24 protein-coding genes, 1 tRNA gene and 1 pseudogene are annotated in these 23,225 nt (G+C 74.1%); 15 read left to right on the top strand and 11 right to left on the bottom strand.

Going from position 1 to position 23,225, the window contains the following annotated elements; genetic code table 11:
- Positions 1 to 4: 4 nt before the first annotated feature.
- Positions 5 to 982, bottom strand: coding sequence for an Lrp/AsnC family transcriptional regulator (locus ACZ4E1_RS24970; protein ID WP_467542734.1), 978 nt, complete (start codon positions 980 to 982; stop codon positions 5 to 7).
- A 113-nt stretch (positions 983 to 1,095) separates the two neighbouring features.
- Between ACZ4E1_RS24970 and ACZ4E1_RS24965 the strand changes: the two genes are divergently transcribed.
- The 4 genes from ACZ4E1_RS24965 to ACZ4E1_RS24950 all read left to right on the top strand — a co-directional run bounded on the left by ACZ4E1_RS24965 (position 1,096) and on the right by ACZ4E1_RS24950 (position 5,285).
- Complete coding sequence (locus ACZ4E1_RS24965) at positions 1,096 to 2,340, top strand: amidohydrolase (RefSeq protein WP_467542732.1); 1,245 nt, start codon at positions 1,096 to 1,098, stop codon at positions 2,338 to 2,340.
- A 49-nt stretch (positions 2,341 to 2,389) separates the two neighbouring features.
- Positions 2,390 to 3,817 carry a DUF3100 domain-containing protein gene (locus ACZ4E1_RS24960; RefSeq protein WP_467542731.1) on the top strand — a complete coding sequence of 476 codons (1,428 nt, stop codon included), beginning with the start codon at positions 2,390 to 2,392 and terminating at the stop codon, positions 3,815 to 3,817.
- Between the two features lie 65 nt (positions 3,818 to 3,882).
- Positions 3,883 to 4,686, top strand: coding sequence for a phosphotransferase (locus ACZ4E1_RS24955; RefSeq protein WP_467542729.1), 804 nt, complete (start codon positions 3,883 to 3,885; stop codon positions 4,684 to 4,686).
- A gap of 80 nt (positions 4,687 to 4,766) precedes the next feature.
- Entirely contained in the window at positions 4,767 to 5,285 is a 519-nt protein-coding gene (locus tag ACZ4E1_RS24950; RefSeq protein ID WP_467542727.1) for a hypothetical protein, read from the top strand.
- On the opposite strand, the gene ACZ4E1_RS24945 is transcribed toward ACZ4E1_RS24950, so the two are convergent.
- Both ACZ4E1_RS24945 and ACZ4E1_RS24940 read right to left on the bottom strand, forming a co-directional pair.
- Positions 5,282 to 5,890 (bottom strand): hypothetical protein, encoded by a 609-nt coding sequence (locus tag ACZ4E1_RS24945; RefSeq protein WP_467542725.1) that lies wholly within the window; start codon positions 5,888 to 5,890, stop codon positions 5,282 to 5,284. The genes ACZ4E1_RS24950 and ACZ4E1_RS24945 overlap by 4 nt on opposite strands.
- A gap of 9 nt (positions 5,891 to 5,899) precedes the next feature.
- Entirely contained in the window at positions 5,900 to 6,058 is a 159-nt protein-coding gene (locus ACZ4E1_RS24940) for a hypothetical protein (protein ID WP_467542723.1), read from the bottom strand.
- Between ACZ4E1_RS24940 and ACZ4E1_RS24935 the strand changes: the two genes are divergently transcribed.
- Both ACZ4E1_RS24935 and ACZ4E1_RS24930 read left to right on the top strand, forming a co-directional pair.
- Entirely contained in the window at positions 6,057 to 6,266 is a 210-nt protein-coding gene (locus tag ACZ4E1_RS24935) for a hypothetical protein (RefSeq protein WP_467542721.1), read from the top strand. The two genes, ACZ4E1_RS24940 and ACZ4E1_RS24935, sit on opposite strands and share 2 nt — an antisense overlap.
- A gap of 61 nt (positions 6,267 to 6,327) precedes the next feature.
- Positions 6,328 to 7,314, top strand: coding sequence for an aldo/keto reductase (locus ACZ4E1_RS24930; RefSeq protein ID WP_467542719.1), 987 nt, complete (start codon positions 6,328 to 6,330; stop codon positions 7,312 to 7,314).
- 2 nt (positions 7,315 to 7,316) lie between these two features.
- Here ACZ4E1_RS24930 and abc-f read toward each other — a convergent pair.
- The 3 genes and pseudogenes from abc-f to ACZ4E1_RS24915 all read right to left on the bottom strand — a co-directional run bounded on the left by abc-f (position 7,317) and on the right by ACZ4E1_RS24915 (position 10,016).
- Positions 7,317 to 8,968, bottom strand: a pseudogene (gene abc-f / locus ACZ4E1_RS24925) (ribosomal protection-like ABC-F family protein).
- A 233-nt stretch (positions 8,969 to 9,201) separates the two neighbouring features.
- Positions 9,202 to 9,384: a hypothetical protein gene (locus ACZ4E1_RS24920; protein WP_467542717.1), complete on the bottom strand. Its 183-nt coding sequence runs from the start codon at positions 9,382 to 9,384 to the stop codon at positions 9,202 to 9,204.
- A gap of 77 nt (positions 9,385 to 9,461) precedes the next feature.
- Positions 9,462 to 10,016, bottom strand: a complete 555-nt coding sequence (locus ACZ4E1_RS24915; protein ID WP_467542715.1) for a GNAT family N-acetyltransferase — start codon at positions 10,014 to 10,016, stop codon at positions 9,462 to 9,464.
- On the opposite strand from ACZ4E1_RS24915, the gene ACZ4E1_RS24910 reads away from it, so the two are divergent.
- Both ACZ4E1_RS24910 and ACZ4E1_RS24905 read left to right on the top strand, forming a co-directional pair.
- Positions 10,015 to 10,590, top strand: a complete 576-nt coding sequence (locus ACZ4E1_RS24910) for a helix-turn-helix domain-containing protein (RefSeq protein ID WP_467542713.1) — start codon at positions 10,015 to 10,017, stop codon at positions 10,588 to 10,590. The genes ACZ4E1_RS24915 and ACZ4E1_RS24910 overlap by 2 nt on opposite strands.
- On the top strand, positions 10,587 to 11,768 hold the full coding sequence (locus ACZ4E1_RS24905) for an MFS transporter (protein ID WP_467542711.1): 1,182 nt from the start codon (positions 10,587 to 10,589) through the stop codon (positions 11,766 to 11,768). The genes ACZ4E1_RS24910 and ACZ4E1_RS24905 overlap by 4 nt, the downstream gene beginning before the upstream one ends.
- A 13-nt stretch (positions 11,769 to 11,781) precedes the next feature.
- Here ACZ4E1_RS24905 and ACZ4E1_RS24900 read toward each other — a convergent pair whose 3' ends face one another.
- Positions 11,782 to 12,189 carry a DUF5997 family protein gene (locus ACZ4E1_RS24900; RefSeq protein WP_467542709.1) on the bottom strand — a complete coding sequence of 136 codons (408 nt, stop codon included), beginning with the start codon at positions 12,187 to 12,189 and terminating at the stop codon, positions 11,782 to 11,784.
- 59 nt (positions 12,190 to 12,248) lie between these two features.
- Between ACZ4E1_RS24900 and ACZ4E1_RS24895 the strand changes: the two genes are divergently transcribed.
- A complete protein-coding gene (locus tag ACZ4E1_RS24895; protein ID WP_467542707.1) occupies positions 12,249 to 13,025 on the top strand; it encodes a LysR family transcriptional regulator substrate-binding protein in 777 nt (258 codons plus the stop codon).
- 403 nt (positions 13,026 to 13,428) lie between these two features.
- On the opposite strand, the gene ACZ4E1_RS24890 is transcribed toward ACZ4E1_RS24895, so the two are convergent.
- Positions 13,429 to 14,013 carry a TetR/AcrR family transcriptional regulator gene (locus tag ACZ4E1_RS24890; RefSeq protein ID WP_467542705.1) on the bottom strand — a complete coding sequence of 195 codons (585 nt, stop codon included), beginning with the start codon at positions 14,011 to 14,013 and terminating at the stop codon, positions 13,429 to 13,431.
- A gap of 205 nt (positions 14,014 to 14,218) precedes the next feature.
- Here ACZ4E1_RS24890 and ACZ4E1_RS24885 point away from each other — a divergent pair, with 205 nt between their 5' ends.
- From ACZ4E1_RS24885 to ACZ4E1_RS24860, 6 genes are all read left to right on the top strand, one after another.
- Positions 14,219 to 14,776 carry a 2Fe-2S iron-sulfur cluster-binding protein gene (locus ACZ4E1_RS24885; RefSeq protein ID WP_467542703.1) on the top strand — a complete coding sequence of 186 codons (558 nt, stop codon included), beginning with the start codon at positions 14,219 to 14,221 and terminating at the stop codon, positions 14,774 to 14,776.
- The gene (locus tag ACZ4E1_RS24880; RefSeq protein ID WP_467542701.1) at positions 14,773 to 15,765 is read left to right on the top strand and encodes an FAD binding domain-containing protein; all 993 of its coding nucleotides are present in this window, start codon (positions 14,773 to 14,775) and stop codon (positions 15,763 to 15,765) included. Before ACZ4E1_RS24885 ends, ACZ4E1_RS24880 begins: the two co-directional genes overlap by 4 nt.
- Entirely contained in the window at positions 15,762 to 17,879 is a 2,118-nt protein-coding gene (locus ACZ4E1_RS24875) for a xanthine dehydrogenase family protein molybdopterin-binding subunit (protein ID WP_467542698.1), read from the top strand. Before ACZ4E1_RS24880 ends, ACZ4E1_RS24875 begins: the two co-directional genes overlap by 4 nt.
- The gene (locus ACZ4E1_RS24870; RefSeq protein ID WP_467542697.1) at positions 17,872 to 18,984 is read left to right on the top strand and encodes an XdhC family protein; all 1,113 of its coding nucleotides are present in this window, start codon (positions 17,872 to 17,874) and stop codon (positions 18,982 to 18,984) included. Before ACZ4E1_RS24875 ends, ACZ4E1_RS24870 begins: the two co-directional genes overlap by 8 nt.
- 28 nt (positions 18,985 to 19,012) lie before the next feature.
- A tRNA-Leu gene (locus ACZ4E1_RS24865) sits at positions 19,013 to 19,088 on the top strand.
- Between the two features lie 23 nt (positions 19,089 to 19,111).
- On the top strand, positions 19,112 to 19,822 hold the full coding sequence (locus tag ACZ4E1_RS24860) for a VWA domain-containing protein (protein WP_467542695.1): 711 nt from the start codon (positions 19,112 to 19,114) through the stop codon (positions 19,820 to 19,822).
- Positions 19,823 to 19,829: 7 nt separating this feature from the next.
- On the opposite strand, the gene ACZ4E1_RS24855 is transcribed toward ACZ4E1_RS24860, so the two are convergent.
- The 3 genes from ACZ4E1_RS24855 to ACZ4E1_RS24845 form a co-directional block, all read right to left on the bottom strand.
- Positions 19,830 to 21,191: a vWA domain-containing protein gene (locus tag ACZ4E1_RS24855; RefSeq protein WP_467542693.1), complete on the bottom strand. Its 1,362-nt coding sequence runs from the start codon at positions 21,189 to 21,191 to the stop codon at positions 19,830 to 19,832.
- A complete protein-coding gene (locus ACZ4E1_RS24850) occupies positions 21,188 to 22,057 on the bottom strand; it encodes an AAA family ATPase (RefSeq protein ID WP_467543249.1) in 870 nt (289 codons plus the stop codon). Before ACZ4E1_RS24850 ends, ACZ4E1_RS24855 begins: the two co-directional genes overlap by 4 nt.
- A gap of 127 nt (positions 22,058 to 22,184) precedes the next feature.
- The gene (locus ACZ4E1_RS24845) at positions 22,185 to 23,198 is read right to left on the bottom strand and encodes a Ppx/GppA family phosphatase (RefSeq protein ID WP_467542691.1); all 1,014 of its coding nucleotides are present in this window, start codon (positions 23,196 to 23,198) and stop codon (positions 22,185 to 22,187) included.
- Positions 23,199 to 23,225 lie beyond the last annotated feature (27 nt).

Below are 23,225 nucleotides of genomic sequence, written 5' to 3'. Positions count from 1 at the left end.
CCCGTCACACGTCCCCGGAGTACCCCCGCGACCGCGTGTCCGGCCCGATGATCTGCGCCATGTGCTTGCGCATGCTGAGCACCACGGACCGGTCGGCGATGCGGGAGTCCGGCAGGGCCGCGCCGAGGGCCATCTCGAAGCGGTTCACATCGGCGAGCCGGCGCAGCCACACCGCGAGGATCAGGTTGTAGCGGCTCGGCGAGGTGAACGCGAGCCGCACCTCCGGCACCGTCCCGAGCGCGGTGCGCACCGTCTCGATCGTGCGCGCCGACGCCTCGACGAAGTACCACGTGTAGACCGGCCAGCCCGACACCTCGCGCGCAAGGTCGGTGCGGAACAGCAGCTCGCCGCCGCGCCGCAGCGTCGCCAGCGCGTCCGCGACCCGCTGCGGGGAGAACCCGTGCCGCTCGGCGATCGCCGTGACCGCGACCCGCCCGTCCCGCCACACCTCGGCCTCGATCGCCTCCCGCAGATCGTCGGCCACCAGCCGCGCCGCACGCGCGCGCGGCCCCCGCGGCGGACGTACCCGCGCCGCCTCCTCGGGGGTGAGCGCGCGCAGCCGCCAGTCGGCGGCGTCGACCAGGATCTCGTTGACGGGGTGGGTGCGCATGCCGCGCAGCCCCTCCTTCTCGCCGAGCCGCCGCAGCGCGTACTCGGAGAGGGCCGAGAGGTCGTCGAAGGAGACGATCGCGAGCAGGTCCCGCGCGCCCGAGCAGAAGTCGAGGACCCACACGGATCGGTCCTGCTCCAGCTCGCGGGCCGTCGCGTCGATCTGGTCGGGCGCGCACTCGATCTCGATCATCGCGAGCTGGCGGCGCGGCCGGAAACCGGTGACCCAGACGATGCCCTCGTCGCGCAGCCGGTTCCACCTGCGGCCGAGCGTCGCCGCGTCCACGCCGACGACCGGCGCCAGCTCGGTCCAGCTCGCGCGCGGTTCGATCTGCAGCGCATGGATGAGGCGCTCATCGATGGGGTCGAGCATATTTTCCTGCGCCCTCGTACTCACTTGCGCAGTTTATCGGCACATCGCCCGGTGGACCTCTTCGTACACCTCACACTGCACGCCAACCGGAAGCCACGCGAGAAGGACCGACCTTGACGAACACCATCTCCCGGACCACCGAAGCGCTCGCGGCGGCCAAGGACACCAAGGACCGCGCCGAGGCCGAGGTGGCCCGCCGCCGCTCCCAGCTCCTCGCCCTGAGCCACGCCCTGCACGCCGACCCCGAGCTCTCCTGGCAGGAGCACCGGGCGGCCGCGCGCGTCGCGGAGGTCCTGCGGGACGCGGGCTTCGCCGTCCACGTCGGCGCGTACGGTGTGGAGACGGCGATCGAGGCCGTCTACGGGACCGGCGACCTCACCGTGGCCATCTGCGCGGAGTACGACGCGCTGCCCGGCATCGGCCACGCCTGCGGTCACAACGTGATCGCGGCGGCGGGCGTCGGGGCCGCGCTCGCACTCGCCCCGGTGGCCGACGCGGCGGGCCTGCGCGTCAAGCTGCTCGGCACACCCGCCGAGGAGCACGGCGGCGGCAAGGTCTCCCTGCTCGTCGAGGGCGCCTGGGAGGACGTCGACCTCTCGATGATGGTCCACGGCATGACCGGCGAGGACCGCCCCGCGAACGCGTTCCGCTCCACCGCCGTCGACCGCTTCGAGGTGACCTTCGGCGGTCGCACCGCGCACGCCGCGGCCTCCCCGCAACAGGGCATCAACGCCGGCGCCGCCGCGACCCTCGCCCTCACCGCGATCGGCCTGCTCCGCCAGCACCTGCCCACCGACACCAACCTCAACGCCTTCGTGTCGCACGGCGGCGAGGCCACCAACATCATTCCCGACCGCGCCACCGTGCAGGTCGAGATCCGCGCCTATGAGCTCGACGTCTGGCGCGACATGAAGAAGCGCGTCCTCGCCTGCTTCGAGGGCGCCGCCGTCGCGACCGGCTGCACCTGGGACTGGGCGCCCACCGAGCACGCCTACGCGCCGATGAACCCCGACGAGACGCTCGCCGCGCTGTGGGACCGCAACCTCACCGACCGGGGCCGCACCGTCGAGGGCGCCCCCTCGCTCGGCGGCGGCTCCACCGACATGGGCAACGTGTCGCAGGTCGTCCCCAGCATCCACCCCATGATCGCGTTCCTCGGTGAGCAGGGCGTACCGCACAACCCGGACTTCACCGTGGCCGCCGTCAGCCCCGCGGCCGACGACGCGGTCGTCGACGGTGCCGTGGCGCTCGCCTGGACCGCGCTCGACGTCGCCCTCGACGACGAGCTGCGGGCCGACTTCCGCCGTCGCACCGCCGCGCGACCCACCGGGGCGACCCGGGTCACCCTCGAGGCATGAGCCCGGTCCCCTCACCGGAATCACCTGCCTCCCAGCCAGGAGACAATGAATGAGCACCAACCCCACCCTCAAGGAAACCGCCGCCGTGAGCAGTGCACAGGGCGCCGCGGCCGCAGTACGGCTCACTCTGCGCGACGCCCGCCTCTGGGTCCTCATCGGGTTCGCCGTCGTGTTCGCGTCGGCCGCCCAGGCGATCGGGCCGATCGTCGTCCCGGTCGGCGTCGCGGCGGTCACGCTCCTTCCGATGATCTGGGGTCTGCTGGCCGGTGGCATCACGTCGGGTCAGCGGATCAGGCCGCTGCCCGTCGACCTCCAGCAGGCCGCCAACGTGATCATGGGCATCGCGGTGCTCGTCCTGGGCGCCCGCCTCGCGTTTACCATCGGCCCCAGCATCCCCCTGCTGCTCGACGCCGGACCCGCGCTGCTCCTCCAGGAAGCGGGTCACCTGTTCGGCACGATCCTCGTCGCCCTCCCGCTCGCCGTGCTGCTGCGCATGGGCCCCGCGACCATCGGCGCCACCTTCTCCATCGACCGTGAGACGTCCTTCGCGATGGTGAGCGAGCGCTACGGCGCCGACTCGCCGCAGTACCGCGGCGTGCTGTCGATGTACGTGTACGGCACGATCTTCGGCGCGCTCGTCGTCAGCCTCGTCGCCTCGCTCGCCGCGTCCCTCGGCATCTTCGACCCGCGCGCCCTGGCCATGGGCTCCGGCATCGGCTCCTCGTCGATGATGGCCGCGGGCGCCGCGTCGATCGTCGCCGTGCACCCCGAGATGTCGGAGCAGGCGCTCGCCCTCGCCTCCACGTCGAACCTGATCACCAGCGTCCTCGGCCTCTACATCGGCGTCTGGGTCTCCCTGCCGCTCGCCGACCGCTGCTACCGGCTGCTGACCCGCGACAAGGACGCCGTACTGCCCGGCCGCAAGCCGAAGGCCGGGTCGAAGGCCGTGGCGCAGACCGCGCCGCAGACGGAGCCGCAGACGGAGACGGAATCCGCGGAACTGGCCGCCGACGCCGAGCAGATCCTCGCGCGGCCGACCACACGGCTGCCGCTGTGGACCACCACGAGCATCGTGGTCGGCATCGGTCTGGTCGTCGCGGCCGTCGCCGCGCACGGCTTCACCTGGTCGATGCTCGCCTGCTACGGGGTCCTCGCCGGGCTCGTCCTGGCGGGCCTGGGCGTCTCCCGGGTGACCCGGGGCCGGCTCCCCGCGATCGTCGTCGTCATCACGCTCGGCGCGCTCCTCACCTCGCCGGTGTCGCCGGTCGCGGGATGGCTGTCCCGGATCGGCGGGAGCGTCGACATCCTCTCGGTCATCACGATGCTCCTGACCATCGCGGGCCTGAGCCTCGGCAAGGACCTCCCGATGCTGAGGAAGATCGGCTGGAAGATCGTCCCCGTGGGCACGACGGCGATCATCGCGTCGTTCGTCCTGTCCACGGTGGCGGCGGAGTTCGCCCTCGGCCTCTGGGGCTGAACAGGGTGCCGGGGTCTCGCCGCAGGGGCGGGACCCCGGCACCGCCCGTCGACGACAATGGCCCGATGATCGCCTCCGCGCCCCGCGAACCCGTAGAGACTCCGCCCTTCGTCACCGAACTCGCGGCGGGCCGGCCCGTGCGGGCGGTCTGGGAGAACGGGGTCGGCGGGCTGACGTTCCAAGTGGGGCTCGGCGACGCGCGGCAGTTCGTGAAATGGACGCCGCACGGCAGCGGCATCGACCTCGGGGCCGAGACGGCACGGCTGCGGTGGGCGTCGGCGCACACCGTGGTGCCGCGCGTGCTCGCCGAGGGCGCCGACGACACCGGGACCTGGATCCTCACCCAGGGCCTGCCGGGGCGCTCCGCGGTGGACGAGCACTGGATGCGCGACCCCGCCACCGCCGTCCGCGCGGTCGGCTCCGGGCTGCGGGCACTCCACGACACGCTGCCCGTCGCGGACTGCCCCTTCGACTGGTCCGCCGAGAAGCGGCTGGAGCGGGTGCGCGCCCGCGCCGCGGCCGGCCGGATCGATCCGGCCGACCGGCACCCGGACCTGCGGCACCTCGGCACGGTCGAGCGGGCGCTCGACGTGCTCGCCGACATCCCGCCCGCCGACCGGCTCGTCGTCTGCCACGGCGACGCGTGCGCCCCCAACACCCTGGTCGCCGACGACGGCACGCCCAGCGGCCACGTCGACCTCGGCACGCTCGGCGTCGCCGACCCCTGGGCCGATCTCGCCGTCGCCACGTGGAGCACGCGGTGGAACTACGGCCCGGGCTGGGAGGAGCCGCTCCTCGACGCGTACGGGATCGAAGCCGACCCGGAGCGGATCACGTACTACCGGCTGATGTGGGACCTGTCGGACTGAGCAACTCGCCCTGAGCGGCGAGCTATTCTCTGCCGGTCGAACGCGTACTCCCAGATCTCCCGGCCGAAGGTGTGAGCCCGATGAACGTGTCCCCGCCCGCCCGTGACGCGATGCTGGACCTCCTCTCGGCGGACGGCCCGGACCCGGAGCACGCCGAGGCGATGATGCTCTACGGCCGGCTGGTCGGGACGTGGAAGATCAGCAACCGCTACCGGTTCCCCGACGGCGAGTGGCGCACCGCCGCGGGGGAGTGGCGCTTCGGGTGGGCGCTCGGCGGCCGGGTGGTGCAGGACGTGCTCCACTGCCCCGACTTCATGGGCCCCTATCCCGGCACCACCGTCCGCATGTACGACGTCAACACCGGGCTGTGGACGATCACGTGGATCTCGCCCAAGCTGCCGTCCTACTTCCAGCAGACCGGCCGCTCCGACGGCGCCGGCGGAATGATCCAGGAAGGCACGGACGCCGAAGGCAGGCGCTCCCGCTGGACGTTCACCGACGTCACCCCCACCTCGTTCCACTGGAAGGGCTACAGCGCGGGCCCCGACGGCGAGTTCACGTTCTTCCAGGAGATGCACGCGACGCGTACGAGCGCCTAGGCGCCCCCGCGCCGGGCGGCGAGCCAGTGCGCGAACCCGGCGGGGTCCCGCACACCGTCGTCAAGCACCGCCCCGTAGACGTCGATGCTCCTGACCGTCCTCCCGTACTCGGATCGTCCGGCCCACGCCTGCTTGATCGCGATGATCGCCGCACGGGTCTCGTCCGTCAGGCGCGGGCGCAGAGTGGTGAGATGAGCGGTCGACGGCTGCCGCTCGGGCGCGTCCAGGAACCAGAGGTCCAGGTTCCACAGCGCCCCGGACGAGGGCGCCCGGCACTCCACCCCGAGGTACAGGCCGTCGGGGTAGGTGTCGGGTTCGCGGTTCCAGGTCCCGCAGTCGTTGCGGAAGGTCACGAGACGGACGTGCGGACGCGTCGCGAGATCCGCCCCGATCGCGGCCACGGCGGCGACGGCCGCCGCGTCGAGGCGCGCGCACGTCACGTCCACGTCGAGATCCCGGCGGACCATCAGGCCCAGCGCCGCGCTCCCGACGACGGCCGGCGCGCCGACGCGCGGCAGCGCGTCGTCGAGGCCGAGGGCGCGGTACACCTGTTCCGCTTCGGCGCGCAGCGCGGTCTGCCCGGCCCACAACTCTGAGACGTCCACGCGATCACCCTAGGCGTGGGGCGGCCCGGACGGTCCCGGCTCCCGCTCCGCGTCCGGCGTGCTCGGCATCAGACGGACACAGCATTCGCCGGGCTCCGGGGCGAGCACCGCCTCGATGCCGCTGACCTGAAGGCCCTCCAGGCAGCCGCCGAGGAACGCCTGATTCATGCCGCACACCAGGTCCGGGGCCTTCGCGCCCAGTGGGTGGAAGGGGCAGGTGCGGAGCCGGAGCCGGGTGGGCGTCTCGCCCAGTTCCCTGGCCTTCACCGGCACCGCCCGCGTCGGCCACCTGCCCGGCTCACGCATCCTGGGCCTCCTCCGCTCCGACGCCCGCTCGGGCAGCGAGTTCCTGTCGCTGACCGGCGCCGCGTCGTAGGGCCGTCGTAGGGCTAGGGTCGACGTCGTCGGCGAACGCCCACTCGGCCGGACGGAGAGACATGCGGACACGACGACTCGGGCGCACCGCGGTCGAGGTCACGGAACTCGGCTTCGGCGGCGGCCCGTTGGGCGGCCTGTTCGCCGCGCTGGACGACGACACGGCGGCGGGGGCCCTGGCCGCCGCCTGGGACGGCGGCGTCCGCTCCTTCGACACCTCGCCCCACTACGGCATCGGCCAGTCCGAACGCCGCACCGGCGCCTTCCTGCGCGGCAAGGAACGGACCGCGTTCACCCTGTCCACCAAGGTGGGCCGGCTGCTGGTGCCGCAGGAAGCGGGCGGCCGCACCGACGAACGGTTCGTGGTGCCGGCCACCCACCGCCGGGTCTGGGACTTCTCCCGCGACGGCGTCCTGCGCAGCGTCGAGGACTCCCTGGCCCGGCTCGGCCTCGACCGCGTCGACGTGCTGTATCTGCACGACGCGGAGGAACATTTCGAGGAGGCACTGCACACCGGTTATCCGGCGCTGGCCGAACTGCGCGCCCAGGGCGTGGTCGGGGCGATCGGCGCGGGCATGTACGACCCCGGCAAGCTGACTCGGCTGGTGCGCGAGACCGACGCGGACGTCGTGATGCTGTCCGGCCGCTACACCCTCCTCGACCACAGCGCCCTGGACGAACTGCTGCCCGCCTGCGCCGCACGCGGCGTCTCCGTCCTGGCCGCCTCCGTCTTCAACTCCGGCCTGCTGGCCACCGACCGCCCCGCCGAGGACGCCCGGTACGACTACGGCCCCGCCACTCCCGAACTCCGCGCCCGGACCCACCGCATCGCCGATGTCTGCGCCGCCCACGGCGTGACGGTCCCGCAGGCGGCCCTGGCCTTCCCGCTGCTCCACCCCGCCGTCGCCGGCGTCGTCGTCGGCATGCGCAGCGCGGACGAGGTACGCCGCGACCTCGCCGCGTACGCCACGGAGATCCCGGACGGCCTCTGGTCCGACCTCCGGTCGGCGGGGCTCCTGGACGAGCGGACCGCCGGCCTCGGGTCCTGAGGTCAGGCCGGGCGGCCGGCGCTCAGCGCGAGCCGGCGGCCGGGGAACCGTTCGCGGAAGGCGTGGTCGTGCGAGACCACGACGACCGCGCCCGGATACACGGCCAGCGCCGCCTCCAGGTCCTCCACGAGGTCGAGCGCGACATGGTTCGTCGGCTCGTCGAGCACGAGGACGTCGGCGGGACGCGTGACCAGGCGGGCGAGCTGGAGCCGCCGCTGCTGCCCGGCGGACAGCTCCGCGACCGGTACGCGCAGGTCCTCCTCGCGGAACAGGCCGAGGGCGAGCAGCCGTTCGGCGTGCTCGTCCGGCAGACCGGGCGACCCGGCCGCGAACGCGGCGAGCAGCGGCTGCCGGGTGGATCGCCCGGGCAACTCCTGCGCCAGGCAGCCGATTCGGGCCGCGATGCGCACGGTTCCGGCGTCCGGCGCGAGGTCTCCGGCCAGGACCCGCAGCAGGGTCGTCTTCCCGGCCCCGTTCGCGCCCGTGACGAGGAGTCGCTCCCCGACGCTGACGGCCAGCGGTCCGTCCAGGCGCAGCCGGTCGCCGACCCGGACGTCGTCCAGTGCGACGAGCGGGCCGTCCTCGCCGGGCCGGGCGGCGGACTCCGTCGCGAGCGCCGCGGTGAACCGGAGCGGGGCCGCGGGCTCGGGCACGGGTGCGCGCCGCAGCTGTGCCAGCCGTTCGCGGGCCGCCCGCACCTGGCCGCCGAGCTTCGCCTCGTGCGAGCGGCGATGCTTGCCGAAGCTCTGCCCCGGGTCCTTGCCGGTCGTCGCGAGCCGCCTGCCCGCAGCCGCGACCAGCTCCTCCGTGCGGGCCAACTCCTCGACCCACTCGGCGTGTTCCTGGACCGCGCGGCGGCGCGCCGCTTCCTTCGCGGCGCGGTAGCCGGCCCAGCCGTCGCCGTAGCGGTGCACCGTACGGCTGTCCCGGTCGACCTCCAGAATCGTCGTGGCGACGCGTTCCAGGAAGAGCCGGTCGTGGGTCACCGCGACGACGGTGCCGCGGTGGGCGCGCAGCTGCTCCTGGAGCCAGCGCACGGCCGCCGCGTCGAGATGGTTGGTCGGCTCGTCGAGCAGGAGCAGTTCGGGCGCGGCGGCCAGCACGCAGGCGAGGGCGAGCCGGGACCGCTCACCGCCGGACAGTGAGCCGAGCACGCGCTCACGGGTCACCCCGGCGAGCCCCAGCCCGTGCAGAGCGGCGTCCACCCGGACGTCGGCCCCGTACCCGCCGCGCTCCTCGTAGGCGAGCAGGAGTTCGCCGTACGCGGCCAGCTCGTCCTCGGTCGCATCGCCGAGCCGCTCCTCCGCCGCGCGCAACTGCCGCTCCATGTCCCGCAGTTCGCGCAGCGCGCGAGGTCGACGGCGTCCCGCACGGTGCGGTCGGGGGAGAGGGCGAGGGTCTGGGCGAGGTGGCCGGTGCCGCCGGGGAAGTGGACGGTGACCTCCCCGTCGTCCGGCGGCTCGGCGGCGGCGAGCAGCCGCAGGAGGGTCGACTTGCCGGCGCCGTTCTCGCCGATGACGGCTGCCTTCTCGCCCGGGCGGACGGTGAAGGTGACCTGGTCGAGGACGGTCCGGGTGCCGTAGGACTTCGTGACGTTCTTGACGGACAGCTGGGCCGTGGCGGCGGGCACGGCGGTACGGGCGCGTTCGCGCATGGGTCTTCCCTGAGGTGTGAGGTGTTCACGGGTGGCGGTGACGGCGACGGGGCGCCGTGCCCGGACTCAGAGGAAGAAGTAGAAAGCCATGCCGCTACTGTACAAGACGACCCGTCTCGTCTCAAATGATGGAGGGTATGGCGAAGGAACCCCAGGTCAGTGGTCGATCTACGGGGTTCTCGCCCGGCGTGAAGCGGGCTCCATGTGCCCGCACCGCCGACGGGGAGTTCGGGTCAGGACGGGCCGATGTTCTGGCGCGTCGCGTTCGACGCCGACACGCCCTCGTTCAGGCCCCGCCCCGCCGCGGCGCCTTCGCTCGCGCCCCGCTGGCCCGCGCCGCCCCGGTGGCGCAGCGCGACCAGGCATGCGGCGCCCGCGAGCGCGAGGACGGCCAGGATGACGATTCCGTAGACCATGAGCGAGACCCCCCGTTTGTCGGGGGTGCGCGGTGCGCGGCCCCCGGATGTGTCCGTGGGTCCAGTGTCGCCCTGGCTCAGCTGTTCGAAACCTCTGGGGGGTCGTCGAGCGGCAGGCGCATCAGGGTCAGGTCCAGCCAGCGGCCGAACTTGCGGCCCACCTCCCGCACCGTCCCCGCGTGCTCGAAGCCGTGGCGTGCGTGCAGGCGGATCGACGCCGTGTTGCTCGCCTCGATGCCGGCGATCATCACGTGCAGGTCCGCCGCCCGCGCCGAGGTGATCAGCGTCGACAGGAGCGCCGAGCCGATGCCGAGGCCGTGCCGCCCCTCGGCCACGTAGACCGAGTTCTCGACCGTGTGCCGGAAGCCGGAGTACGCCTTCCACGGGCCGTAGACCGCGAAGCCGACCACCTCGCCCGCGCGCTCCGCGACGAACGCCGAACCGCGCTCCAGGTGGTCGCCGAGCCAGGCCGCGCCCTCCTCGCGGGTCTGCGGGGTGTCCGTCCACAGCGCCGTGCCGTGCTCGATGGCGTGGTTGCGGATGGCCAGGACGGGGGGCAGGTCCGTGGCCCGGGCCGGGCGGACCGTCACCGCCTGCCGCCCGGACTCCTCGATCTCGTATATTGGATTCATGTCCAACATCGTAGACCCTCTGGTGGAGCGCATCGGCGCCCGGATCCGCGCCGAGCGGGACCGGCGGCGCTGGACGCTGGCGGAGCTCGCCGAGGAGTCCGGGGTGTCACGGGCGATGATCCACCGGATCGAGCGCGGCGAGAGCAACCCCACCGCCGTCGTCCTCGGCAAGCTCTCGGCCGCGTTCAGGCTGAGCGTCGCCACCCTGCTCGACCCCGACGGGGAGGCGCAGGAGGAGCGGGTGCGGCGGGCGGATGCCGCGCCGCGGTGGAACGACCCCGAGACCGGATACACCCGTCGGCAGGTCTCGGGCCCCGGCTTCCCCGCGGAGGTCGCCGAGATCCGGCTGCCCGCCGGCGCCGAAGTCCCGTACCCGGCAGCCGCGTTCGCGTTCCACCGGCAGATCATCTGGGTCCTCGACGGGCATCTCACCTTCCACGAGGGCGACACGGTGCACGAACTGGACGCGGGGGACACCGTCGAACTGGGACGCCCCGCACCCTGCGTCTTCGTCAACTCCACGGCACACGAGTGCCGTTACGCCGTCGTGCTCGTCCGGGGCGAGACGCCGTGAGCCTGCGGCGCGGCGCGGTCGGCCTGCTGGCCTGCACGGCCGGGATGGCGCTCGCCAACAACTACGCGATCCAGCCCGCGCTCGGCGACGTCGCCCGCGACACCGGCACCTCCGCCGCCGCGATCGGACTCGTCACCACCGCCGCGCTGGCCGGCTGCATCGCCGGGTTCGCCTTCCTGCTCCCGCTCGCCGACAGGGCCGCGCCCCGGCGTCTGGTCGCCGGGCAGCTCCTGCTGCTCACGGCCGGGCTCGTCGTCGCCTCGCTCGCCCATCACGCGGCCCTGCTGCTCCTCGCGTACGCCGTCATCGGCGCGGGCGCGAGCGTCAGCGCCATGGCCTCGACGATCGCCGGGCGCGGAGCCCCCGCCGGACGGCGCGGGCACGCCATCGCCCTGGTCGCGGCCGGGATGTCCGCCGGGATCCTGCTCAGCCGGCTCGTCGGCGGCGCCCTCGCGGACGCGGTCGGCTGGCGCGGGATGCTGCTCGTGTTCGCCGCGCTCGTCCTGGCCTGCGCGGCCGCCGCCCGGCTGTGGCTGCCCGCCGAACGCCCCGCGCCCACCGGCACGTACCTCGCGACGCTCGTGGCGCTGCCCGGACTGCTGCGCCGCCACCGCGCCCTGCGCCGCGCCGTCCTGAACGGCAGCCTCTGGTACTTCGCGTTCAGCCTGGTCTGGGTGGCGCTCACCGTGCGGCTCGGGCAGCCCCCGTACGGCCTGGACGCGGGGACGATCGGGCTCTACAGCCTCGCCGGGGTGCTCGGCTTCGCCGCGCTGCCCGTCGCGGGGCGGCTCGGGGACCGGTACTCGCCGCGCGTGGTGATCGCCGGAAGCATGGCCGTCGCGGCGGTCGGTGCGGCGCTGCTGTGCACGGGGCTCGACCGGCCCGCGGTGACCGCCGCCGGGCTTGCCCTCGTCGACGCGGGGTGCTTCACGGCGCAGGCCGCGAACCAGGCCCGCATCCTCGCGATCGACCCGCGCCGGGGCGGCAGCCTCAGCGGGGTCTATCTCCTGCTCTACTTCCTCGCCGGCGCGCTGGGCGCCGGTCTGGCCAGCCCGCTGATCGAGACCGGCGGCTGGACGGCCGCCGCGCTCGCGATGCTCGCCGCGCTCGTGCCGGCGGGCCTGCTCGCCCTGCGCCGCGACGAGCGGCTGAGACCGGTGGCGCGGGCCCGCCCCTGAGCCCCGGCCGGGCTCAGCGCTGGTCCTGACCGCCCTGGCGCTCCGCCTTCTGCGCGTGCATCTTCTTCACGCGGACGTTCTCCTTGCGGACCTCGGACTGCGTGGCGCGCTCCTTCTGCAGCCACTCCGGGTTCTCGTCCTTCAGCGCCGCGATCTGGGCCGTGGTGAGCGCCTCCGTGACACCGCCGCGGGCCAGGCCCGCGATGGAGACGCCCAGCTTCTCCGCGACCACCGGGCGCGGGTGCGGGCCCTCGGCGCGCAGGGTCTTCAGCCACTGCGGCGGGTCGGCCTGCAGCGCGGCCAGCTCGGCGCGCGAGACGACACCCTCCTGGAACTCTGCGGGGGTGGCGTCGAGGTACACACCCAGCTTCTTCGCCGCGGTGGCGGGCTTCATGGTCTGGGTGCTCTGGTGCGAAGTCATGAGGTCAAGGGTATCGAGCGCGGCGGAGAGCTCCGACCACGGCGGGTAGCCTGGGCTCCGTGACAGGCACGGAACAGACCCCCGCGGCGGACCCTTCGGCGACCCCCGGGTTCCGGCTCGCCTACGTACCCGGAGCGGCCCCCGCCAAGTGGGTGCGGATCTGGAACGAGCGGCTGCCCGGGACCCCCCTGACCCTCGTCCCCGCGACCGCGGCCGACGTGGACGGCGTGCTGCGCGGCGGGGAGGCGGACGCCGGCCTCGTGCGGCTGCCCGTGGACCGCACGTTCTTCAGCGCGATCCCGCTCTACACCGAGACCACCGTCGTCGTCGTGCCCAAGGACCACGTCGTGGCCGCCGTCGAGGAGGTCACGCTCGCCGATCTCGCCGACGAGATCGTGCAGCACCCGCTCGACGACGTGCTCGACTGGGAGCGCCCGCCCGGGCAGCCGGCCTTCGAGCGGCCCGCCACCACGGCCGACGCGATCGAGCTCGTCGCCGCCGGGGTGGGCCTGCTCCTCGTGCCGCAGTCGCTCGCCCGGCTCCACCACCGCCGCGACCTCACCTACCGGACCGTGACGGACGCGCCCGGCTCGGCCGTGGCGCTCGCCTGGCCGGAGGAGCGCACCACCGACCAGGTCGAGGACTTCATCGGCATCGTGCGCGGCCGCACGGTGAACAGCTCCCGGGGCCGCACCCAGCCCGAGAAGAAGCAGCCGCAGAAGGACAAGAAGCCCCAGAAGAAGCTCCAGAAGAAGCCAACCACGACCGCCCGCCCCCGCTCAGCCACCAAACAGCCCGGATCCCGCCGAGGCGGCAAGCCCCGCAAGCGTTCGTAGGACCGCCCAGGGGCGCGGGGCTGAGTCGATATGCGGCTCCGCCGCGTGAGCGCGGGAAGCCCCACCGGGCGGCACCCGGCGACGTACCGCGACAGGGCAGACGCGCCCCCTGGGGCGCACGAAGTGCGCCTTCAGGGGGCGCGGGGAACTGCGCGACCAGCCACGACGAAACCCGCACCCGGCGACGCACCGCAACACGGCAGACGCGCCCCCCACGGGGGCGGGGGCAGCAAGCCCCGCTCGCGCTCGTAGTACGCCCCTGGGAGGGGCAGCGGCGAAGCCGCACCCCCCAGGGGCGCGGGGCTGAGTCGATGTGCGGCTCCGCCGCGTGGGCGCGAGAAGCCCCACCGGGCCGCACCCGGCGACGCACCGCGACACGGCAGACGCGCCCCCGACCCCCCGCTCAACCGGCGGAGCCCCCCGCTCGCAACCCCGCCATCACCAGATCGAGCAACCGCGCGGCCCGCGGCTCCCAGTCCGAATGCGGGTCGATCTGCCACAGCCCGGCGATCGCCAGCATGAAGTCGTCCGGGCTGACGCCGGGGCGAATCGTGCCCGCGCGGTCGTTCGCCGCGAGCAGCAGCTCCAGTGCCTGCGTCAGCGGTCCCTGGGCCAGCGATCTGAACGCGCCGCGCGCACTCGTCGCCGCGCACAACGCCTCCGCGAGGCCCGCCTTCGCCATCGCGTACCGGGCCAGCCGGTCCATCCACTCGCGCAGCGCCACCTCGGGCGCCCGCGTCCGCAGGAGCTGCTCGGCCGCGTCGGCGACCTGCTGCACCTCGTAGCGGTACACCTCCAGGACGAGCGCCTCACGGCTCGGGAAGTTCCGGTAGAACGTGCCCTGGCCGACCCCCGCCAGCCGGGCGATCGTGCTCAGCGGAGTCTGCGCCGACCGCGTCAGCTCGGCCAGGGCCACTTCGAGGATGCGCGCACGGTTGCGCTGTGCGTCCGCGCGCTGCGCGGGGCTCTTGTCCGGCTGCTGCCGCACGCCTCCTCCTTCGGCCGTGGCGCGGAAACGTCCTTGCTGGGCGGGACAGTTGTCGATTACGTTACTGAGCCGCAGACCGGACAACTGTCCGCTTAGCCCGCACTCTAACCCCGGCCCGGGCGGGCGACCATCGTCCGGCCATCGACCCCGCACCGCGCAGATGCGCAGATTCTCCTCGCAACAGACCCGCGAAAGAAGGCTGTTCATGCCATCGGCCGACCCCGCCACGTCCAGCGTCATCACCCTGCAGATCAACGGGGAGAAGCACACGCTGCCCGTGGACCACCGCACCACCCTGCTCGACGCCCTGCGCGAGCGGCTCGACCTGACCGGGACCAAGAAGGGCTGCGACCACGGACAGTGCGGTGCCTGCACCGTGCTCGTCGGCGGTCGCCGCACCGTCGCCTGTCTGCAGCTCGCCGTCGCCGCCGAGGGCCGGGAGATCACCACCATCGAGGGCGTCGGCGAGGGCGACGAACTGCACCCGGTGCAGCAGGCGTTCGTCGACCTCGACGGCTACCAGTGCGGCTACTGCACCCCCGGCCAGATCTGCTCCGCGCTCGCCGTCATCGAGGAGCACGCGGCCGGCTGGCCGTCCGCCGTGACCGAGGACGTGAGCCCCGAGGCGGCGCCCCCGCCGCTGACTCCCGAGGAGATCCGCGAGCGCATGAGCGGCAACCTGTGCCGCTGCGGCGCCTACGTCTCCATCGTCAAGGCCGTCGCCCAGGCCGCCGCAGCGACCCAGAAGGAGACCGTCGCGTGAGGGAGTTCGGATACCAGCGCGCCCAGGACGTGTCCGGCGCCGTCGCCCTCGCGGGCGCCGACCCCGAGACCCGCTTCCTCGGCGGCGGCACCAACCTCGTCGACCTGATGAAGGCCGGCGTCGAGCGCCCCGCCACCCTCGTCGACGTACGCGAACTGCCCCTGGACCGGGTCGAGTCGACGCCCGACGGCGGCCTGCGCATCGGCGCCACCGTCACCAACAGCGACCTCGCCGCCCACCCGGAGGTGCGCCGCCGCTACCCCGCCCTGACTCAGGCCGTGCTCGCCGGCGCCTCCGGCCAGCTGCGCAACATGGCGACCGTCGGCGGCAATCTGCTCCAGCGCACCCGCTGCGGCTACTTCACCGACGTGACCAAGCCCTGCAACAAGCGCAACCCGGGCAGCGGCTGCCCCGCTCTCGCCGGCGAGCACCGCAACGCCGCGATCCTCGGCGCGAGCGACGCCTGCGTCGCCGTGCACCCCTCCGACATGGGCGTCGCGCTCGCCGCCTTCGACGCTCTCGTCACCTACGAGACCGCCGACGGGCCCGGGGAGCTGCCGCTCGCCGACTTCTACCGCCCGGTCGGCGACACCCCGCACCGGGAGACCGCCCTGCCGGCCGGCGCGCTCGTCACGGGCCTCGTCCTGCCGCCCGCGCCCGTCGCCGCCCGCTCCCGCTACCGCAAGGTCCGCGAGCGCGCCTCGTACGCCTTCGCGATCGGCTCCGCCGCCGCCGCGCTCGACGTCCGCGACGGCGTCGTGCAGGACGCCCGGCTCGCGTTCGGCGCGGTCGCCTCCCGCCCCTGGCGGGCCCGCGCCGCCGAGCAGGTCCTCATCGGCGCGCCCGCCACCGGCGAGACCTTCGCGGCCGCCGCCGACGCCGAGCTCGCCGCCGCGCGTCCGCTGCCGCAGAACACGTACAAGGTGCCACTGATGCGTAATCTCGTCGTGGCGCTGCTCACCGAACTCACCGAGGAGGCCGCCCGATGACGACCACGGCGAAACCCGACGCGGTCGGCGTCGCGCGCACCCGGATCGAGGGACACGCCAAGGTCACCGGCGCGGCCCGCTACGCGAGCGAGATCCCGTTCACCGACCTCGCGCACGGCTGGCTCGTCCTGTCCACGATCGCCCGGGGCCGGATCACGGCGATCGAGGACGCCGACGTCCGCGCGATGCCCGGCGTCCTCACCGTCCTGCACCACGGCAACGCGCCGCGGGTCAGCGCCGAGTTCTTCGGCGCGCTCGGCCAGCCCGACCCGATCGTCGAGGCCTTCCAGCACGACAGGGTGCCGCACGCCGGCTGGCCCGTCGCGCTCGTCGTCGCCGAGACGTCCGAGCAGGCCCGCGAGGCCGCCGAGGCGCTCGTCGTCCGCTACGAGACCGAGCCGCACGACGTCGTCTTCGCCGCGGACCGTCCCGGCACCTACACGCCCGAGGGCCGCGAGGACTCCAAGGGCGACCTGGCGGCCGAACTCGCCGCCTCCGCCGTCGTCGTCGAGGCCGCGTACACGACGCCCGAGCAGCACCACAGCGCCATGGAGCCGCACGCGGTCACCGTCCGCTGGGACGGCGGTCGCCTGGAGGTCTTCGACGCCAACCAGGGCAGCAAGTGGGTCGCCGACGACCTCGCCCGGATGTTCTCCCTCGACCCCGAGGCCGTGCACGTGCGCTCCGAGCACGTCGGCGGCGCCTTCGGCTCCAAGGGCCTGCGGGCGCACCACATCGCCGCCGTCATGGCCGCCACCGAGCTCCAGCGGCCCGTACGGATCTCGCTGACGCGCCGCCAGGTCTTCGCGATCACCGGCTACCGCAGCCCCACCGCCCAGCGGGTCCGGCTCGGCGCGGACGCCGACGGACGACTGCGCGCCTTCGAGCACGAGGCCCAGTGCATGACCTCGAACCTGCGCGAGTTCGTCGAGGCCAGCGCCGGATTCGGGCACGCCATGTACGCGACCGACGCGCTGCGCACCGTCGACCGGGTCACGCCCGTCGACGTGGCGACCCCGACCTGGATGCGCGCGCCCGGCGAGGCGCCCGGCTCCTTCGCCGTCGAGTCCGCGATCGACGAACTCGCCGAGCGGCTCGGCCTGGACCCGATCGCCCTGCGGGTGCGCAACGAACCGACGGCCGGACCGCTCTCCGGTCTCCCGTTCAGCAGCCGCAACCTGCTCGGCTGCCTGGAGGAGGGCGCCCGCCGCTTCGGCTGGAGCGAACGCGACCCGCGCCCGCGGGCCCGCCGCGAGGGCCGCTGGCTCATCGGCACCGGCGTCGCCGCGTCCACCTTCCCCTCCAACGCCGCGCCCTCGACCGCGTCCGTGACCGCCGAGCAGGACGGCACGTTCACGGTGAAGATCACCGCCGCCGACGTCGGCACCGGCGCCCGCACCGCGCTCACCTCGATCGCCGCCGACGCCCTCGACGTGACGCCCGAGCGGGTCCACGTGCGGATCGCCGACAGCGATTTCGGGCCCGCCTGGGTCGCCGGCGGCTCCATGGGCACCCGCTCCTGGGGCTGGGCCGTCATGGCCGCCGCCGCGGAACTGCGCGAGAAGCTCGTCGCCGGGGTCGAGATCCCCGCCGAGGGCATCACCGCCCGCACCGACACGGCCGCCCTGATCGCCGCCCTCGCCCAGAAGGAACGGCACGCGTTCGGCGCCCAGTTCGCCGAGGTCGCCGTCGACGTCACCACCGGAGAGGTACGGGTCCGGCGGCTGCTCGGCGTCTTCGCCGCGGGCCGCATCGTCAACCCCCTCACCGCGCGCAGCCAGCTGATCGGCGGCATGACCTGGGGCCTGTCGATGGCGCTGCACGAGGAGGCCGTCCGCGACGAGGCGTCCGGCGGGCACGTCGGCGCCGACTTCGCCGGATACCACGTCGCCGCCAACGCGGACGTGCCGGAGATCGAGGCCGCCTGGATCGACGACCCGGACCCCGACGACCCCGTCGGCATCAAGGGCATCGGCGAGATCGGCATCGTCGGCACCGCCGCCGCCATCGCCAACGCGGTGCACCACGCGACCGGCGTCCGCCACCGCGACCTGCCGATCCGCCCCGACCGGGTGCTGCTCGCCGAGGCCGGAGGGGACACGCCGCATGCTTGACCTCGCCGGGCCGCTCGGTGAATGGGCCGCGCAGGGCCGGGAGTTCGCCGTCGCCACCGTCGTCTCGGTGAGCGGCAGCGCGCCCCGGCCGCCCGGCGCGGCCCTGGCCGTCGACGCGGCGGGCGAGGCGATCGGCTCCGTGTCCGGCGGCTGCGTCGAGGGCGCGGTGTACGAACTGTGCGCCGAGGCGCTGCGCGACGGCACCGTGCGGCGCGAGCGCTTCGGGTACAGCGACGACGACGCGTTCGCCGTGGGGCTCACCTGCGGCGGCAGCGTCGAGGTGCACGTCGTCCCGGTCCGGGCGGACTCGCCCGGCCGGGCCGCGCTCACCGAGGCGTTCGCCGCTGCCGAGCGGGGCGAACCGGTGGCGCTCGCCCGGGTCCTCGACGGGCCCGGCGAACTGCCCGCCGACGGCCGCGTGCTCCTGGTGCGGCCCGACGGTTCGACCGCCGGTGACCTGGGCTCGGCGGACGACGCCGCGCTCGCCGCGCAGACCGGCGCGCTGCTCGACCTCGGGCGGACCGGGGTGTGCACGGTGCCGGAGAGCTCGGCGCACTGCGGCGGCGACGTCGCCCTGTTCGTGGAGTCGTCGGTGCCGCCGGCGCGGATGATCGTGTTCGGCGCGGTGGACTTCGCCGGGGCGCTCGTCCGGGTCGGCAAACTGCTCGGCTTCCATGTGACGCTGTGCGACGCGCGCGCCGTGTTCGCGACCCGGACGCGCTTCCCGGAGGCGGACGAGGTCGTCGTCGAGTGGCCCGACCGCTATCTGCGGGCCACGCACACCGACGAGCGGACCGTGCTGTGCGTGCTCACGCACGACGCCAAGTTCGACGTGCCGCTCCTTGAAGAGGCGCTGCGCCGCCCGGCCGCGTTCATCGGCGCGATGGGCTCGCGCCGCACCCACGAGGACCGCCTGGAGCGGCTGCGGGAGGCGGGTCTGACCGACGCCGAACTGGCTCGGCTGCGCTCGCCGATCGGGCTCGACCTCGGCGGCCGTACCCCGGAGGAGACGGCGGTGTCGATCGGGGCGGAGATCGTCGCGGCCCGCCGGGGCGGAACGGGCGCGCCGCTGAGCGGCTTGGCGGGGCCGATCCACCGCACGTGAGCGGACGGGCTCGGTAGGATCCGGGCGGGCGGGTGTAGCGCAGTGGTCGTCGCGCCTCACACAGCATGAGAGGAGGACGCCGGTTCGAATCCGGCCACCCAGCCCACCCGAGACGAAGGAGCCGCGGATGCCGATCAGTTTCGACAAGGTGCCGGCGGGGCTCGTCGACCTCGCGAAGAGCGCCGCCGTCTCCCTGGAGAAGAAGGGGCTCGCCGGGCGCCGCGCGGCCGTGTACCTCGTGCTCGACCGCTCCGGCAGCATGCGCAGGTACTACCGCGACGGCACCGTCCAGCACCTGGCCGAGCAGGCGCTCGGCCTGTCCGTGAACCTGGACGACGACGGGATCGTGCCGACCGTCTTCTTCGACAGCCACGCCCACCCGGCCGTCGACATCGGTCTCGACGACTACGCGGGCCGCGTCGCGCGACTCCACGACCGTCTCGGCCACATGGGCACCACCGACTACGCGGCGGCCATGGACGCCGTCATCGACCACTACCTCGACAGCGGCACCGAGCACCCCGCGTTCGTCATCTTCCAGACCGACGGCTCGCCCGACTCCCGGCGGGCCGCCGAGCAGACTCTGTGCCGGGCTGCGCGGCTGCCCTTGTTCTGGCAGTTCGTCGGATTCGGCCCCGACCGCTTCGACTTCCTGCGCAAGCTCGACGAACTGGCCGTCCCCGCACGCCGCGTGGTCGACAACGCGGGCTTCTTCCCGGCCGGCAAGAACCCCCGGAAGATCCCCGACGGCGACCTGTACGACCGGCTCATGGGGGAGTACCCCGACTGGCTGCGCGCCGCGACCGCCGCCGGGGTGCTCGCCCCCGGGAGAGGCTGACGCGGCGTCACACCGGCAGCAGCCGTCCCACCAGCGCGCTCAACTGCCGGGCGTTGCGGCACTCGTACATCGGCACCACGTCCCCGTACACGCCCGCCGCGGAGTCACCCGTGTCCCAGAGCGACGTCGGCTCCGGGTTCAGCCAGTAGGTGCGGCGGGCCGTGCGGGCGATGCGGCGCAGGGACGCCACGTTCGGGTTCTGCTGGTTGTTGCGGGCGTCGCCGAGGACGAACACCGTCGTGCGCGGGCCCACCGCCGCCTCGTAGCGCTCGACGAACTCGCCCAGCGCCGTGCCGTAGTCGCTGCTGCCGTGCCAGCCCGTGATCGCCGCCTCCGCCGTGATGCGGGCGCCCAGGCCGTCCGGGTCCGCCGTGCCGTGCTCCAGGAGCCCGGTGACCTCGTCGATCCGGTTGACGAACGCGAAGACGCGGACCTTGCTGAACTGGTCGTGCAGGGCCTGGACGAGCAGCATCGTGAAGTTCGCAAAACCCGCGACCGAGCCCGACACATCGCACAGCAGCACCAGTTCGGGCCGGGCCGGGCGGCGTCTGCGCAGGACCGGGCGCATCGGCACGCCGCCCGTCGACAGCGAGCCGCGCAGGGTGCGGCGCAGGTCGATGTGGCCGCGGGCCGCCCGGCGCCGGCGCGCCGCGAGCCGGGTCGCCAGCTTGCGGGCCAGCGGGTGCACCGCCCGGCGCAGCTCGGCCAGCTGGGCCTTGCCCGCGTACAGGAAGTCGGCCCGGTCCGCCGTGCGCACCGCCATGCGGCGCGCGATCTCGTCCGTGCCGCGCCGCTCCGCGACCCGGCGGCGGGCCTCGGCCCGCACCAGCTCGCGGAAGTCCTCGATCCGGGCCCGGACCTCGTCCGCCGCGATCCGGTCGGTGAACGCGCCCGACGCGGCCGACCCGGAGCCCGCCATGATCCGGGCCAGCAGGGTCTGCGGACGCAGCCGGTCCAGGGTCTGGTGCGCCGAATAGCCGTCCGAACCCGGCGTCGAGCCGTACCCGCCGAGCCCGTCCACCGCCTCCGCCGCGAGACCGGCGAGCGCCGCCCGGTCGTTCGCCGCGAGGGCCTCGGCGAGCCGCTCGCGCAGCGCGTCCCGGTCGAAGCCCTCGTCCGGCTGCCCGGGGGCGCCGATCCCGCGCGGGAAGTACAGCTCGAAGACCGGGTCGAACACGGCCCGCTGGCCCTGGTCGTGCAGCAGTGCCGCGGCGAGGCCCTCGCGCAGGTGCTCCCGGTGGTCGAGGCCCAGCTCGGCCACGGCCCGCGCCGCGTCCACGCTCTCGCCCGTGCCGATCCGGACGCCGTGCGTGCGCAGCGCCCGTACGAGATCGGTCACCCGGTCCGCGACCGTCGGGGCGGTGCTCACACGGCGTCCAGGTCGAGCTTGGCGGCGGCCGTGCGCACGTCCTCCTGGTGCTTGAGGACGACGCCGAGCGACTGGCGCACGACCTCCTCGTCGAGCCGGTCCGCGCCCAGCGCGAGGAGCGTGCGGGCCCAGTCGACCGTCTCCGCGACCGACGGCGCCTTGCGCAGGTCCATCGCCCGCAGCGCGCCCACGACCCGGACCAGTGACTCGGCCAGCACCGCGTCGAGTTCGGGCACCTTCAGCGCGACGATCCGGCGCTCCAGGTCGGCGTCGGGGAAGTCGATGTGCAGGAACAGGCAGCGGCGGCGCAGCGCCTCCGACAGCTCCCGGGACGCGTTCGAGGTCAGCACCACGAACGGGCGGCGCTCCGCGGTGATCGTGCCCAGCTCCGGCACCGTCACCTGGAAGTCGCTGAGCACCTCCAGGAGCAGGCCCTCCACCTCGACGTCGGCCTTGTCCATCTCGTCGACCAGCAGCACCTTCGGGTCCGTGCCCCGGATCGCGGTCAGCAGCGGACGCGTCAGCAGGTACTCCTCGCTGAAGATGTCCGAACGCGTCTGGTCCCACGTCTCGTCCCGGCCCGCCGTGATCCGCAGCAACTGCTTCGCGTGGTTCCACTCGTACAGCGCGCGGGACTCGTCGACGCCCTCGTAGCACTGGAGCCGGACGAGCCGGGCGTCGGTGATCGCCGCGACGGCCTTCGCCAGTTCGGTCTTGCCGACGCCCGCCGGGCCCTCGACGAGCAGCGGCTTGCCGAGCCGGGCGGCCAGGAAGACGGTGGTGGCCACCGCGGGCGAGGCGAGATAGCCGGTCTCGGCCAGACGCGCGGTGACATCGTCCACGGACGCGAACAACGGGGCCTCCAGCGTGATGCGATATGGAATCCCAGCTGATCAGCACCGACGGCGCCTCACAAGAGGCGCCGCCGCTTCATGGCGAACGTCACGTCACGCGGGCCGCGCTGTGGGGGCCCGTGTAACCCGCGCCGCCGCCTCACCCCCGCACGGCGAACCGCAGCCCCTCCTGCGGGAGCGGGTCCCTCATGTGGGGCAGCACCGGATCCGTCAGGCCGTTCCACCAGGCCGTGTCGCCCTCTATGCGGCGCAGCAGGATGCCCTCGCGGATCGCCCAGGGGCACAGGGTCAGTTCGCGGACGTCCATCAGCTTCATCGCCGTGTGTCCGACCAGCGCCCCGGCGAGCGACTGGGCCGCGCGGGGGGCCGAGATGCCGGGGAGCGCGGCCCGGTCGGGCGCGGGGAGCACCGAGAGTTCGGAGATCGCGGTGCGCAGGGCCTTGCGGCTCAAGCGGCGTTCCGTGAACGGGCCGTGGCGGCCCGGGGCCGCCCCGCACAGCCGCGCCAGCTGCGTGAACGTGCGCGAGGTGGCCGCCACCGTGAGCGGGCCCTCCCAGCGGATCCGCGCGGCCACGTCCCGGAGTTGATGGCGGACGTGACGGCGCAGCGCCTTGAGGGACTCCTCCGTCGGCGGGTCCTCGTCCTGCGGCAGATGCTCGCGCGTCAGCCGGCGCGCCCCCAGCGGCAGCGACACCGCGAAGCTCGGCTCCCGGCCCCGCCCGAACGCGACCTCGAGCGAGCCGCCGCCGATGTCGAGCACGCCGAGCGGTCCGGCCCGCCAGCCCAGCCAGCGGCGCGCCGCGAGGAACGTCAGCTCCGCCTCCACCTCGCCGGGCAGCACCCGCAGCCGCAGCCCCGCGCCCTCGTGCACGGCGCGCAGCACCTCGTCCCGGTTCGGCGCGTCCCGGACGATCGCCGTGGCGAACGCGAACGGCTCGTCGCTGCCCCAGCGCCGGGCCTCGTCCCGCGCCCCGGCGACCGCCTCGACGATCTCCGACACCGCCTCGGGGCCGAGCCGCCGGTCGTCGTCGACCCGGTCGGACAGGCGCAGCCTGCGCTTCGCCGTGTGCACCGGCAGCGGCGCCCCGTCGGCCGCGTCCGCGATCGCCAGACGCACCGTGTTCGACCCGACATCCACCACACTGATCCGCATGATCGTCGGAGTACCCCGCTGCCCGCC

This window comes from Streptomyces sp. NPDC025806, assembly GCF_055558275.1.
The sequence above is the reverse complement of the archived record's forward strand: the minus strand, read 5'-3'. Positions and strand labels throughout refer to the sequence as shown.